This window comes from Saccharothrix sp. AJ9571, assembly GCF_021725495.1.
GTDB lineage: Bacteria > Actinomycetota > Actinomycetes > Mycobacteriales > Pseudonocardiaceae > Amycolatopsis > Amycolatopsis magusensis.
Genome location: NZ_CP091382.1, coordinates 1099323 through 1113581, shown reverse-complemented (window position 1 = coordinate 1113581; position 14259 = coordinate 1099323). Strand labels below are relative to the sequence as shown.

The 14259-nt window shown below is 69.9% G+C and carries 11 protein-coding genes; 3 read left to right on the top strand and 8 right to left on the bottom strand.

From position 1 onward, the window contains the following. Positions 1-30 precede the first annotated feature (30 nt). On the top strand, positions 31-1242 hold the full coding sequence (locus L3Q67_RS04295; RefSeq protein WP_499188296.1) for an acyl-CoA dehydrogenase family protein: 1212 nt from the start codon (positions 31-33) through the stop codon (positions 1240-1242). Next, positions 1239-2888: an AMP-binding protein gene (locus L3Q67_RS04290; RefSeq protein WP_499188295.1), complete on the top strand. Its 1650-nt coding sequence runs from the start codon at positions 1239-1241 to the stop codon at positions 2886-2888. The genes L3Q67_RS04295 and L3Q67_RS04290 overlap by 4 nt, the downstream gene beginning before the upstream one ends. A 306-nt stretch (positions 2889-3194) precedes the next feature. Here L3Q67_RS04290 and L3Q67_RS04285 read toward each other — a convergent pair whose 3' ends face one another. From L3Q67_RS04285 to asnB, 8 genes are all read right to left on the bottom strand, one after another. Continuing rightward, positions 3195-4397: an IS30 family transposase gene (locus L3Q67_RS04285; protein WP_499183822.1), complete on the bottom strand. Its 1203-nt coding sequence runs from the start codon at positions 4395-4397 to the stop codon at positions 3195-3197. A gap of 100 nt (positions 4398-4497) precedes the next feature. Further along, on the bottom strand, positions 4498-5652 hold the full coding sequence (locus tag L3Q67_RS04280; protein ID WP_499188294.1) for an acyl-CoA dehydrogenase family protein: 1155 nt from the start codon (positions 5650-5652) through the stop codon (positions 4498-4500). A gap of 16 nt (positions 5653-5668) precedes the next feature. Next, complete coding sequence (locus tag L3Q67_RS04275; protein ID WP_209664530.1) at positions 5669-6421, bottom strand: SDR family NAD(P)-dependent oxidoreductase; 753 nt, start codon at positions 6419-6421, stop codon at positions 5669-5671. After that, complete coding sequence (locus L3Q67_RS04270; RefSeq protein WP_499188293.1) at positions 6414-7205, bottom strand: thioesterase II family protein; 792 nt, start codon at positions 7203-7205, stop codon at positions 6414-6416. Before L3Q67_RS04270 ends, L3Q67_RS04275 begins: the two co-directional genes overlap by 8 nt. A 9-nt stretch (positions 7206-7214) precedes the next feature. Next, a complete protein-coding gene (locus tag L3Q67_RS04265; protein WP_499188292.1) occupies positions 7215-7928 on the bottom strand; it encodes an aspartate/glutamate racemase family protein in 714 nt (237 codons plus the stop codon). 1 nt (position 7929) lies between these two features. After that, complete coding sequence (locus L3Q67_RS04260) at positions 7930-10203, bottom strand: condensation domain-containing protein (protein ID WP_499188291.1); 2274 nt, start codon at positions 10201-10203, stop codon at positions 7930-7932. A 37-nt stretch (positions 10204-10240) separates the two neighbouring features. Then, positions 10241-12097 carry a non-ribosomal peptide synthetase gene (locus tag L3Q67_RS04255; RefSeq protein ID WP_499188290.1) on the bottom strand — a complete coding sequence of 619 codons (1857 nt, stop codon included), beginning with the start codon at positions 12095-12097 and terminating at the stop codon, positions 10241-10243. 58 nt (positions 12098-12155) lie between these two features. Next, complete coding sequence (asnB, locus tag L3Q67_RS04250; RefSeq protein WP_499188289.1) at positions 12156-14009, bottom strand: asparagine synthetase B family protein; 1854 nt, start codon at positions 14007-14009, stop codon at positions 12156-12158. 101 nt (positions 14010-14110) lie between these two features. Between asnB and L3Q67_RS04245 the strand changes: the two genes are divergently transcribed. Continuing rightward, positions 14111-14239 carry a hypothetical protein gene (locus L3Q67_RS04245; RefSeq protein ID WP_499188288.1) on the top strand — a complete coding sequence of 43 codons (129 nt, stop codon included), beginning with the start codon at positions 14111-14113 and terminating at the stop codon, positions 14237-14239. Positions 14240-14259 lie beyond the last annotated feature (20 nt).

The following is a 14259-nucleotide window of genomic DNA, read 5'->3' as shown; positions in this document are numbered from 1 at the left end:
AGGCCGCCGGAGAAAAGGATTCGTGCAGCGATGACAGCCACGGTGGATATTCCCGAACCGGAGCTCACTCCGGACCAGGTCGTCGCGCGGGCCGAGGCGATCGCGCCCACGCTCGTCGAACGCCAGGCGGAGACCGAGAAGCGCGGCTACTACGCCGAAGACACCCACGAGGCGTTCCGGGAAGCCGGGTTCTACCGGATCCTGGTGCCCCGCCGCTACGGCGGCTACGAGTTCGGCCTGGGCACGTTCATGCGCGTGGTCCAAGCGCTGACCAGGGGCTGCCCGTCCACCGGCTGGATGTACTGCCTCGGCGCCGCGCACGCGCACGCCGCCGCGTCGATCTTCGACCAGCGGGTGCAGGACGAAATCTTCGCCGGCGGCGACTTCATCTGCCCCGCGACGGTCGCCCCCGGCGGTACCGCCGAACGGCTGGAGAACGGCGACTGGCGGCTCAGCGGCACCTGGGGTTACTGCTCGGGTTCGCCGTATGCCACCCACTTCATCGGGCACACGCTGAACTTCGGCGAGGACGGCACGCCGTCGCCGATGATGTTCGTGGTGCCACGCGAGAAGTGGACCCGGCTCGACGACTGGAACACCACGCTCGGCCTGCGCGGCAGCGGCTCGCACAGCATCAGCATGGAGAACGCGCACATCCCCGCGCACCACATGTTCGACATGCACCTGAGCCAGGTCGACGTTTCCGGTGGCACGCCGGGGTTCGCCCTGCACGGCAACACCTTCTACGGCGGTGGCCTGCTCAGCTTCATGGTGCTGGAAGACGCCGTGCTCGCGGTCGGCATGGCGCAGAGCGCGCTCGAAGCGTGCGAAGAGCTGATGAAGACCCGTTCGACGATCTTCCCGCCGATCCAGGGCCGCGCCCAGGACCCCGACTACCAGTTCCGGTTCGGCCAGGCCACCGGCATGATCGCCACCGCGGAAGCGGCCTTCCACAACGCGATCCAGCAGTGGGAGCAGGCGTGCTCGGAGGGCTCGGCGGCGTTCACGCCCGAGCGCGAACTGCGGATCGCGTTGATCTGCCGGGAAGTGGTGCGGCTGAGCTTCGACGCGGTGCAGGCGCACCTGGTGCCGACCGCCGGTTCCAGCGCGGTCCGCAACGGCGCCCGCGTCGAACGGGTTTGGCGTGATCTTTCGATGCAGCACAGCCACGCCGGCATTTCGGTCTTCCTTTCCGCCATCGCGCAGCGCGAATACAGCCAGGCGCGGTTGGGTGCGGCATGAGTTCGAGGGTGCTGCCGAGCTATTCGTCCGGCGCCTCGGCCAAGTCCCTGCTCGGTGAGACGATCGGCGCCTGTTTCGACAACGCGGTGGAAGACTTCGGTTCCCGCGACGCGCTGGTGGACCGGCCGACCGGACGCCGGTGGACCTACGCCGAACTCGGCGCCGAGGTCGACGTGTTCGCGCTCGGCCTGCTCGACCACGGCATCCAGCCGGGGGACCGGGTCGGCATCTGGGCGCCGAACTGCGCGGAATGGGTGATCGTGCAGTACGCCTGCGCGAAGATCGGCGCCATCCTGGTCAACCTCAACCCGGGGTACGGCAGGCACGAGATCGAATACGTGCTGAACCTGGCCGGGGTGCGCCTGCTGGTCTCCGCGGAACGGTTCAAAACCTCGGATTACGCGAGGATGATCGCCGAAATCGACTGCCCGGCGCTGGAGCAGGTCGTATTGCTGAACGGGAATTCGTGGGACGAAGTGGTGGACCGCGGTCGCCGCGGCGATCCGGCGTTGCTGGCGAAGGTCGGCGCTTCCCTGCACGCGGACGAGCCGATCAACATCCAGTTCACTTCGGGTACCACCGGCTTCCCCAAGGGCGCGACGCTTTCGCACCACAACATCCTGAACAACGGTTTCTCCGTCGGTGAATTGTGCGGTTACGGTCCGGAGGACCGGGTTTGCGTGCCGGTACCGTTCTTCCACTGCTTCGGCATGGTGATGGGCAACCTGGCCGCGATGACGCACGGCGCGAGCGTGGTGATCCCGGCGCCGGTGTTCAACGCGCGGGCCACGCTGGAGGCCGTCGAGGCCGAGCGCTGCACCTCGCTGTACGGCGTGCCGACGATGTTCATCGCCGAGCTGGCCGACCCGGACTTCGCCGGTTTCGAGCTGTCCTCGCTGCGGACGGGCATCATGTCCGGCACCCCGTGCCCGGTCGACGTGATGCGGCAGGTGGTCGAGCTGATGGGGATGACCGAGGTGACCATCTGCTACGGCATGACCGAAACCTCGCCGGTCGCCACCCAGACGCGCGCGGACGACTCGCTGGAGCGCCGCGTGTCCACCGTCGGCCGCGCCGGACCGCACGTGGAGATCAAGGTGGTCGACCCGCGCACCGGCCTGACCGTGCCGCGCGGGGAGGCCGGGGAGGTGTGCATGCGCGGGTACTCGGTGATGACCGGGTACTGGGACCAGCCGGACAAGACCGCCGACGCCATCGACGCCGCGGGCTGGATGCACAGCGGTGACCTCGGGGTGATGGACGAGCACGGGTACCTGAACATCACCGGGCGCATCAAGGACATGGTGATCCGGGGTGGCGAGAACATCTACCCGCGCGAGGTGGAAGAATTCCTGCACACGCACCCGGACATCGTGGACGTGCAGGTGATCGGCGTGCCGGACGAGAAGTACGGCGAGGAACTGATGGCCTGGGTCCGGCTACGACCGGGGACGCCCGTCCTGGATGCCGGCTCGTTGCGTGCTTTCTGCAGCGGGGAACTGGCTCGGCACAAGATACCGCGGTACGTGCACGTGGTCGACGAGTTCCCGATGACCGTTTCGGGGAAGGTGCGGAAGGTCGAGATGCGGGAACGGGCTATCGAGATCCTGGGTCTTCAGGGGCTCTTGGAGACGAAGCACGCTTGAGGGTGGTTCCCATCCCGGCGGCCCATTGTGACGACGGCAGCGGCTCGGTTGTCAAGGCGGGAAAGATACCTTGACAACCGAGCCGCTGCCGCGTTTGGGCTTGGGACCGGGATGGGAAGGGGGAGTGTGGATGGGCGCGGGGTTCGGTGCCCGGCTCGCTTGGGGTGGGGGGTGCTTGGTGCCGTGAATGTGGCTTTCACGGCCGATTCCGCCGTGAAAGCCACATTCACGGCACGACCGCTTCGGTGACCCGGGAGCCCCCGGATGGGACACGAATGTGGGGTGGTCTCAATCGATGGTTGCAACTTAGGTTGGTTGGGATAGTAGTTCACGTAGGCATCGGGCTGGTGTGTGCCAGCCCAGTGTCTGGCGTGGGCGGTTGTTGAGTTCGGCGGCGACGTGGGCGAGGTCGTCGGCGGTGTGGGTCGTCAGGTTGGTGTGTTTGGGGAAGTACTGGCGCAGCAGGCCGTTGGTGTTCTCGTTGGAGCCGCGTTGCCAGGGGCTGGAGGGGTCGGCGAAGTAGATGGGCATCCGGGTGGCCAGGGTGATGTCGGGGTGGCGGGCCATTTCGTTGCCGCGGTCCCAGGTCAGCGAGCGGCGTAGATGCTGGGGCAGGGCGGTGATGGCGGGGATCATCGCGTCACGGACCTGTTCGGCGCTGTGACCATCCGGTAGGTGCAGCAGGATGACGAAACGGGTGGAGCGCTCGACCAGGGTCCCGATCGCTGAGGCGTTGTTTGTGCCGAGGATGAGGTCGCCTTCCCAGTGTCCGGGTACTGCGCGGTCAGCGGCTTCGGCGGGGCGCTGGGAGATCGGGATCGGGTGGCCCAGTTTCGAGGTTTGCGCGCGGGCGCGGGCCCGGTTACGCGGGACCCGCAGTGCCCGCCCGGTGCGCAAACAGGCGGCCAGTTCCCGCCGCAGCGCACCCCGGGCCTGGACGAACAGTGATTGGTAGATCGCTTCCGGGCTGATGCGCATGCCGGGGTCGTCGGGGAACTGCTCGGGCAGGGTGGCGCTGATCTGCGCGGGGGACCATTTCTGGTTCAGCCCGGCCTGGACCTGCTCACGCAGTTGCCGGTGCACGGCCAGTTTCGCCGGTTTCGGCCGTTTGCCGCGTTCGCGGGCCAGTTCGTGCGCGACCGAGGCCCGGTAGTGTTCTCGCACATCGGTGCCGGCGTGTTCGGTGCCCAGCACCCGGCCCACGGTGCGGTCGATCTCCCGGCCGATGGTGGACTTGTCCCGCCCCAGCCGGGCGGCGATCTGCGTGTTGGACTCACCCCGGGCGATCCCCACCGCGATCTCCTCCCGCTCGGCCAGGCTCAAAAACCGGCCCGACCCCGGCCGGGGAATCCTCGCGTTCGCGCTCACCCCACCAGCCTGAGCGAACCACCGCCGCCCTGTCTCGTGCGACACGCCCACCACCCGCGACGCCGCCCGCACCGACAACCCCGCACGCACCCCCTCCCAAAACCCCGCCACCACACCCACCGGCAACAACCGACGACCCATCACAACCCCTCCTCACTCAGGAGTTGCAACCACCGCTAGACACCGCGTGGCTTTCGGGGCCGAATCCGCCCCCAAAGCCACATTCGTGACAGGGACCGGGCTAAGGGTGTAGCAGGGAGCGGGCGATGAGCATGCGTTGTACCTCGCTCGTGCCTTCGCCGATTTCCAGGATCTTCGCGTCCCGGTAGAAGCGGGCCACCGGGTATTCGTTCATGAAGCCGTAGCCGCCGAAGATCTGGGTGGCGTCCCGCGAGTTGTCCATGGCGGCGTTCGAGGAGACGAGTTTGGCGATAGCCGCCTCTCGCTTGAACGGTTCGCCGGCCACCAGGCGGGCGGCGGCGTGGTACCAGGCCAGGCGCGCGGTGTGCGCCCGGGCTTCCATGTCGGCGATCTTGAAGGCGATCGCCTGGTGGTCACCGATCGGGCGGCCGAAAGCTTCGCGTTCGCGGGCGTACCGCACGCATTCGTCCACGCAGCCCTGCGCCAAGCCGGTGCCCACAGCGGCCAGTGCGATCCGGCTTTCGTCCAGCACCGAGAGGAACTGGGCGAACCCCCGGCCTTCCTCGCCGACCAGGTTCGACACCGGGACCCGGCAGTCCGAAAAGGACAGTTCATGCGTGTCCGATGCGCACCAGCCGACCTTCGAGTACGAGGGTGCCACCGCGAAGCCGGGCGTGCCCGACGGGACGATGATCGCGGAGATCTCCTTGCGGCCCTCCGGGGTCACGCCGGTCACCGCGGTGACGGTGACCAGTGCGGTGATGTCCGTGCCCGAGTTGGTGATGAACGACTTGCTGCCGTTGATCACCCACTCGTCCCCGTCCCGCACCGCGGTGGTGCGGGTGGCGCCCGCGTCGGTACCGCCACCGGGCTCGGTCAGGCCGAACCCGGCGAGTGCCTCGCCAGCGCACAACGCGGGCAGCCACCGCTGCTTCTGCGCCGGCGTGCCGAACTTGTACAGCGGCATGGCCCCGAGCGACACCCCGGCCGAGACCGCGATCGCCACCGAGGAGTCCACCCGCGCCAGTTCCTCCAGCGCCAGCCCGAGCGCGAAGAAGTCGCCGCCCATGCCGCCGTGCTCCTCGGGGAACGGCAACCCGAACAAGCCCATCCGGCCCATCTTCGCGACCAGCTCGTACGGGAACCCGCCGCGCTCGTAGATCGCCCCGATCACCGGGGCCACCTCGGTGGCGGCGAATTCCTGAACGGTCTTGCGCAGGGTTTCGTGTTCCTCCGGCAACCGGTAGTCGATCACGGTCGGGCTCCCCGGCTCAGGCGGCGACGGCGGTCACCAGGCCGCCGTCGACGACGAACTCCTGCCCGGTGACGTAGGCCGACTTGGCCGAGAGCAGGAAGGCGACGGTCTCCGCGACGTCGCTCGGCTGCCCCAGCTTGCCGAGCACCACCTGGCTGCGGAAGAACTCGCGGACCTGCTCGTTCGGCGCGACCTGGTCGAACATCTCGGTCTCGGTGTGGCCGGGGGTCACCGCGTTGACCCGGATGCCCTGCGGCGCCAGGTTGGCGGCCAGCGAGCGGGCCAGGTTCAACACGGCGGCCTTGCTCGCCGCGTACAGCGCGCCCGGCGCCATGCCGCGGTGCACCAGCCAGGAACCGTTGAGCACCACCGAAGCGCCCTCGTTGAGGAACGGCACGGCCTTGGCCACGGTGAAGTAGGTGCCCTTGAAGTTGGTGCCGACGACCCGGTCGAACTCCTCCTCGGAGACGTCGCCGAGCAGGCCCGCCGAGGCGGTGCCCGCGTTGGCGAACACGCCGTCGAGCTTGCCGACGGTCTCACCGACCTGGGCGAAGAGCGCGTCGAGGTCGGCGGTGCTGGCCACGTCGGCCTGCACGGCGACCACGCGGTCGCCCGCGTCGAGTTCCTTGACCGCGGTGTTCAGTCGTTCGCGGCTGCGACCGGCGAGCACCACGCGCCCGCCGGCGGCGACCAGCCGCTGCGCGGTGGCGAGGCCGATACCGCTGCCACCACCGGAGATCAGTACGGACTTGCCTTCGAACTCAGTCATGCGACCAGGGTCCATTATCGCCCTCGACCTGTGCGTCTTCCCGATTGCCGAGGCAGGCTCGAGCGAGTTCGGCGGCCACCTCGCCCACGTGTGGTTCGTCGAGCAGGTAGAAGTGCCCGCCGTCGAACATCCGGGTGCGCAGGCCCGCGCCCGCCCGGTCCCGCCACGCGGGCAGCTCGGCCGAGGGCACCAGCTGGTCGTCGTGGGCGCCGAGCACGGTCAGCGGCACCGCGACCGGGCCGAGGAAGCTCACCTGGGCGAGCCGCAAGCCCAGCGTCAGGTCCGAGCGCAGCAGCGCCATCACGTGCTCACGCCAGAACGGGCTCGCCAGGATCTCGTCCGGGGTGCCCCCGCCGGCCCGCATGATCTTGACCAGGTCGTCGTCGCTCCAGCGGCCCGCCCGCTCGGCCGCCGAACCACCGGACGGATAGGCGCTGAGGACCAGGCCCGTGAACGGTTCCGGCTTCGCCAGCGCGATCGCGGCGGCCACCGCGGCGCCCATGCTGTGTCCGAAGAGGACGGTCGGCAGCGACGGCAGCGCGACGAGTTCGCCCAGTACGCCCTCGACCACCGCGTGCGGGTCCGAGGGGGTTTCCTTGAAGCTCTCGGAGAAGCGGCGTTCGCGGCCCGGCAGCGTCACGCCCAGCACCTCGAACCGCGGCGGCAGCCGTTCGGCCAGTGGCATCAGCACGTTCGGCCCAGCACCGGCGTGCGGGATCAGCACCACACGCGCCTCGGGCGTCCCCTGGGCGGCACGCAGCACCGCCGTCCACGATCCGGCCATCAGTACTCCTCACACAGCGATCCGGAGCGGGGCCGCCGCCCGGTACAACTCCTCCGCGCAGGCGGTGGCCAGCGCGTCCAAACTGGACACCATCGACTCCGGCGGCAGCCCGGCCGCGGTGTAGGCGATGGGCAACTCCGTGCACGCCGTCACCACCGGACGCCGGTCCCGTTGCCACAGCTGGGAAACCGCGTCCGCGAACACCTCGCCGCCCTCGGGCGTGCGGTTGGCCTTCACCAGCGACGCCGCCCGGTGGATGCGGTGTTGCAGCGGCTCGTCGGGCACCAGCAGCGGGTAGCCCAGTGAAGCGGCGCGCTCCTGGTACAGCCCGCTGGTGACGGTTCCCGTGGTCGCGGTCAGCCACGCACCGGCCGGGCTCGCCCGCCGCGCCGCCCGGAGCGTGGCGTCCACGATGTGCACCACCGGGACCGGCAGCTGCGCGCTGATCCGGTCGATGAACACGTGCGCGGTGTTGCACGGCACGGCCAGCAGGTCCGCGCCCCAGCCCACCAGCGTCCGCAGCCCCTCGCGGATCGGGCGCAGCGGGGTGTCCTCGCCGGCGAGCAGGGCGTCGGTCCGGTCGGGGACCGACGGCTCGGACAGCAGCACGATCCGCGGGTGCTCCTGGTCGGTGCGGGCCGGGACCCGCAGCGCCAGCAGCCGGAGGAACTCGGCGGTGGCCGCGGGTCCCATGCCGCCGAGCACGCCCAGCGTGGCGGTCACGTCAGTCCAGCCGATCGGCGACCCGCTGCGGAACCCCCTCGGGTGCGCCACGCCACGTCAGCCGCAGCCGCCCGTCCCGGACGGCACCGGCGATCGAAATCCCGTGCGGTCCGGTGCCCGGCAGCTCGGTGAAGTCGACCTCGGGCACGTCCGACACCGTCACCGGCGACCCGGCGGGCAGCAGTGTGCTCACGTCGCCGAAGTGGTCGTACCGGATTTCGGCGGGCTCGGAAGTGGTTTCCAGCAAACCCGGCCCGATCCGCCAGGTGTCCACATCGGACAGGCGGCCGACGATGCGCCCGGTCCGGCGGTGCGGGGCGGTGTGGTCGGCGACGTCGATGGTCACCGACTCCCGGCCCAGCGCGGCGGGCAGCACCTCGCCGAGCGCGGTCAGGACGCCGAGCGCGGGGCCGGGATCGGCGGCGGCTTCGTCGAGCACCGGCGCGGTACCGGGAAACGGCTCCGATCGCGCCAGTTCGACCGGTTCACCAGCACCGATCTGGCGGCAGGCGGTGACCACGTCCTCCAGGATCAGCCGCCACGACGCGGTGTCGGCCGCCAGCTCGTGCAGCACCAGCAGCAACCCGGCCGGGCGCGGCCCGCGCTCCAGCGCGGTCACCTGAAGCACACGCCCCTCCGCCGGGTCCAGCCGCGCCCGCAGCTTCGCCACAGCGCGCCGCAACAGCGCGGGCTCCTGCTCCGCCGCGACCGCCGACAGGTCGAGCCGGACCACCGGCAGCGTGCCACCCGCGCCGACCGGCTGCTGCCGCCAGCCGTGCTCGTCCTGAGTGAACCGCATGCGCAGGGCGTCGTGCTGCATCAGCAGTTGCAGCACGATCTTCTTCACCTTCGCGGTGTCCACCGCGCCCGGCAGCGTGACCAGCAGCGCGCGGGCCTGCTCGGCCAGCGGCGTTCGCTCGGTCACCCGCTTCTGCGACGGGGTGAGCGGGTGCGACGAGTCCTCCTTGCCACGCCCGAAGCGGGTCGAGACCGGGGCCTTCAACGCCGACCGGTCCACCACGCCAGCCCGCCGCGGGATCTCGTCGACCGCCACCCAGCGCTCGGGCACCAGTCCGTCCGGCAGCACCGCGGCCACGGACGCGCGGATCACCTCTTCGGCGACACCGTCGCGCGGCACGTAGTAGGCGGTCATGCGCGGTCCGAGGTGCTTGTGCTCGGCAGGGTCGGGGTAGCCGATCTTCGCCAGCATCCGCTTGACCCGCGTCGAGTTCACCGGCCCCTGGAGTTCCGCGTCCGCTTCGGCGACCGCGAGGTGCCCGAGCCGGACCTCCCAGCGGGTCGGTGCCTCGTAGTTGTGGAACCCGCGCTCGGCGGCGTGCACGTACACGCCGACGTCGTTGATCAGGCAGTTCGAGCTGCAGAAGCCGGTGTCCTCCGGGTGCGCCCAGATCTTCGACCGCGACTTCAGCAGCGCGCGGATCTCGTCCTTGGTCACCTCGGAGTAGCGGTAGAAGTCGACCACCTCGACCGCGTCCACCGCGGCGGCCTCCGCACCGGTGCCGCTGGACTGGTGGTAGACGCGGCGGCCCAGCGCCAGCTTCTCCTCGATCTCGTCGCGGTCGAAGATGCCCTGCTGGTGGAACCACGACAGCCGCTCGTCCATGATCTGCCCGCGCGAGAGCCCGGTGACGATGCTCGGGATGCCGCGGTGGTGCGCCAGTTCCGTGCTCAGGTCCAGCAGCGAGCGGAAGCAGCCGTTGCACACGCTCTTGTGCTCCTGCAGGCTCAGCAGGAAGATCTTGTTCTGGTCGGCCCTGGTCTTCGTGACGTGCTCGATGCCGAGTTCGCCGGTCACCTCTTCGACGTTGCGCAGCGCGGTGGTGGAGATGAAGCCGTTGTCGAAGGTGAAGGTCATCACCCGCAGGCCGAGGTCGACCAGCCGGTAGAGCACGTAGGTGCTGTCCTTGCCACCGCTGAACAGCAGCAGGCAGTCGTACTCCGACCCGGCCGCCTCGGCTTTGGCACGCAGCTTCGGCGCCAGTTCCGAGATGTCACCCCAGTAGGCGTCGATCTGCTCGCGGTTTTCCTCGTAGAGCACGCAGAGCGAGCACACACCCGCCTCGTCGAAGGTCAGGCCGGGGTACTTGCCGGTGATGCCGCAGCGAACGCAGTTCCGCCGGGCCGACTCGCCGACGCCGGCGAAGACGACCGCGCCGTCGGCGACGCCCTCCTGGCGCAGCAGCGCGGCCTCGACCTCCTGCTCGATCACCTGGGCCTGGGCGGGATCGGTCGACAGCAGATTCGGTTCGGTCATCGTTCAGCCTCCAGGGGCTCAGGTCGGCTCGGGGCCGTCAAAGACCGAGGTCGTCGGTGTCGTCGGAGATCAGGGAGCCCTCGATCAGCCCGGCGACGGCGGACACGGTCGGCGCGGAGAGGAATTCGTGCAACGGGACGGAAACCCCGAACTCGGCGGAAAGCCGGGACAGCAGCTCGATGACCAGCAGCGAGCTGCCGCCCGCGTCGAAGAAGTCCTGCCGGATGTCCACCGCACCAGCGAGGCCGGGCAGCACGCTGGCCCAGATCCGGGCGATGGCCTGCTCGGCGGGCGTCCGCGGGGCGAGCACGTCGGCCGACGCGGCTTGGGCGGGTGCGGTCGCGGGCAGCGCGCGGCGGTCGATCTTCCCGCTGATCGTGCGGGGGAGTTCGGCCGTCGGCACGAAGACCGCCGGAACCGCCGCTTCCGGCAGGCGCTCGCGCAGGAAAGCTCGCAGCAGCGCCGAATCCACGGCAGCGCTGTTTTGGCCCTCCCTCCCGCCCTGTGAGACCTGCTCCACGTGAGCGCAGAGGAACGGCGTGCCGTCGGCGGATTCCCCCGCCACCACGGCAGCCTCGGCGACCGCGGGGTGCTTGCGCAGCACGCTCTCCACGCCACCGAGTTCGACGCGCACGCCACCGATCTTGACCTGGTGGTCCTTGCGGCCCAGGTACTCCAGCACGCCGTCGGCGGAGAGACGGCCGAAGTCGCCGGTGCGGTAGGCCAGCTCGGCCGAGCCGCCGCGCGGGTCCGGCACGAACGCCCTGGCGGTGGCGTCGGGCTGGCGGTGGTAGCCGAGCGAGCGGTGCGGGGTGCACAGGTAGATCTCGCCGACCTCACCGGCCGCGGCGACCTGGCCGCGGTCGGTGAGCACCAGCACCTCGGTCTCGGGCATCGGGCGTCCGATGGGGATCGACTCCCGCTCGGTGTCCGCGCGCGTGACGAAGTGGAAGGTCTTGGTCATCGTGGTTTCCGACGGCCCGTAGAGGTTCAGCAGCTTGGTGCGCTCGCCGAAGCGGTCGAACCAGCCCGCCGCGTCCCGCGGGGCCAGCTTCTCCCCGGACAGCGCGACGCACTCCAGCGCGGCGAACCCGTGCTCGCCGGGCGCGGTGGCCAGCCTGCGGAACAGCGACGGGACGGTGTGGACCAGCGAGATGTCCGACGCCTCCAGCCAGCGGCTCAGCTCGGCGGGGTCGAGCAGGGTGTCCGGCGGCGGCACGCAGAGGGTCGCGCCGGTGGTCAGCGGCACGAAGATGTCGCGCAGGACGGCGTCGAAGGCCGGGCTGATCAGCTGGCTGACCCGCCACCCGGGGTCCACCCCGAGCAGGCCGGTCTCCCAGCGGATGAAGTGGTCGACCGAGCCGAGCCTGCCGACGATGCCCTTGGGGCGGCCGGTGGACCCGGAGGTGAAGAAGACGTAGCAGGGGTCGTCCGGCGACGGCTCGTGCGCCACCACCGCCCGGCGCGCGCTGGTGCCCGCGGTGTCGGCGATGTCGATCCGGGTGGTCTCGGTGGCCCCCGCCGCGGCGAGCACCTTGGCCGGCAGCCCGCCGAGGTCGGAGCCGGTGACCACCCAGGAGGCGTCGGTGTCGTTGAGCGCCTGCTCCAGCCGCCGCTGCTGCGCGGTGGCGTCCAGCGGCACCACCACCCCGCCGATGCGCAGCACCCCGAGCACCGCGGCGACCAGCTCGCGGCGGTCCTCGGCGAGCACCGGCACCAGCGCACCGGGTGCCGCGCCCGCTTCCTGCAACGCGGCGGCGATGTCGTCGGCCCGCCGGTCCAGCTCCGCGTAGGTGAGCTTGCCGTCGGCGCACTCCACCGCGATGTGGTCGGGGAAGCGCCGGATCGCCTTCGCCACCAGCGCCTGGATCGGTTGGAAAGCCTCCGAAGCCATCGTGTCTCCTTCTAGCTCTGCTGTCTGCACGGGGGACGACCCCCGGACCCCCGAACCGCTAGTGGGGCAACCCGAACTCGTCAAGAAAGATGCCGAACGTCAGCACGACGAGCAGCAGGTCGTCGTCGAAATGCGGGTGGACCTCGAAGCCGTCGCGCAGGTAGCGCGCCTTGAGGTGGTCGACCACGTGCGGGTCGAAGTAGCCCTGCCGCTTGATCCGGTCGTGGGAGAGCAGGTCGCCGACCCACTCGAGGTTCCGGCGCAGCAGACCGGGGCTGCCCGGCGCGCGGAACCCGTACTTCTCCCGGCCGATGATCTCCGGGGGCACCAGGCCCTGCGCGGCCTGCTTCACCACGAACTTCTCGCCGAGCCGGTGCACCTTGAGGTGGGCGGGCACGGTCCGCGCGAACTCGACCACGTCGCGGTCCAGGAACGGGTAGCGCGCCTCGATCGAGTTCGCCAGCGCCATCCGGTCGCCGTGGTCGGAGAGCAGGTGGTCCGACATCCGGAGCTTGAAGTCCAAATAGGACCGCTGGCTCAGCCGGGGCCGCCCGGCCAGCATGGCGGTGTCGACCACCGGCTCGGCCAGGCAGTCGAACTCGCCGAACGACGCCTGCAGGTCCTCGCTGAAGATGTCCATCTTGGACTGGCGCCAGGCGTGGTACTGCCGCTCGTAGAAGAGGTCCGACTCGCCCCAGAGCCGTTGGCGCAGGCTGTCTTCGAGCGCGTCCTCCAGCGGGTCGCCGGTGCGCCCGGCGCCGCGGCCGAGCCCGTCGAACCGGTAGCCGACGTAGCCGCCGAACAGCTCGTCCGCGCCCTCGCCGGTGAGGATGACCTTGACGCCGTGTTCCCTCGCCAGCGCGGAAAGCACCATCGAGCAGGTGTTGTAGGTCTCCTTCACCGGGGTTTCCGCGTGCACCACCATGCGCCGCAGTTCGGTGGCGATGTCGTCGTCGGAGAACGGTGCCTCGTGGTGGATCGAGCCGATCTTGTCCGCCATCAGCCGCTGGTGACCGGATTCGTCGATGTCGGCTTCAGGGAAGGTGATGGAAAACGAATGCGGGTCCCGCACGACTTCGCCGACGAGCGCGCCGATCAGTGAGGAGTCGAGGCCGCCGCTGAGGTAGAACCCGACGCCGACGTCGGCCTGGAGCCGGCGGCGCACGGACGCGGTCAGCAGCTCGCGCAGCTTCTCGACGTAGTACTCGTCCGGCTGCGCCTGCTCTTCCTCGACCGGGAAGTCCAGGTCCCAGTACCGGGTTTCGCGCACTTCACCGTCGCGCACCAGGAGGTAGTGGCCGCCGGGCAGGCTCGACACCCCGCGGAACATCGTGCGCGGGCTGACCAGACCGGGGAAGGTGAGCACCTGGTCGAGCCCGGTCAGGTCGACCGCGCGCGGCACGCCGGGGTGCTGCAGGATCGCTTTGACCTCGGAACCGAACACGAAGTGGTCGTGCGTCCTGGTGTAGAACAACGGCGCGATGCCGGCGTGGTCGCGGGCCAGGAAGAGCTGGCGTTCCCGGCGGTCGTAGAGCGCGAAGGCGAACTGGCCGTTGAGCCGGTTCAGCAATTCCGGCCCTTCTTCTTCGTACAGGTGAACGACCACTTCGACGTCGCAGTCGGTGCGGAAGCGGTGCCCCTTGGCTTCCAGTTCCGCCCGCAGTTCGCGGTGGTTGAAGATTTCCCCGTTGCAGACGAGCGCGACTTCCCCGTCCTCGCTGAACATCGGCTGGCTGCCGCCGCCGAGGTCGATGATGCTCAGCCTGCGGAAACCCAGCGCGGCCGGGCCGTCGAGGAAGAAACCGTCCTCGTCCGGGCCGCGGTGCACCAGTTCGGCGGTCATCCGGCCCAGTTCGGCGGCCGCGATCGGCCGGGCGTGGGGCAGGGCGACCGATCCCGCGATTCCGCACATGCGCCCGCGCTCCTCGCTCGTCTCCAATGGGGATTTCCAGCACCGAAAATCAGCCTACGACAACGGAAGTCGTTTGTGAGCGCGCCGAACGCGGTCCCGCAATGACGGAGAAGGGAGCGCGGATCACCGGCCGTGACAGCCCCGCAGTCCAGGAGATGCGCCGGGTCACCCCGCCGCGTGACGATGTCGTGGTGAAGATCGATGGTTCGCCGGAATTCGTCGGCACCTGATCACTATCTGCGGATTTCGA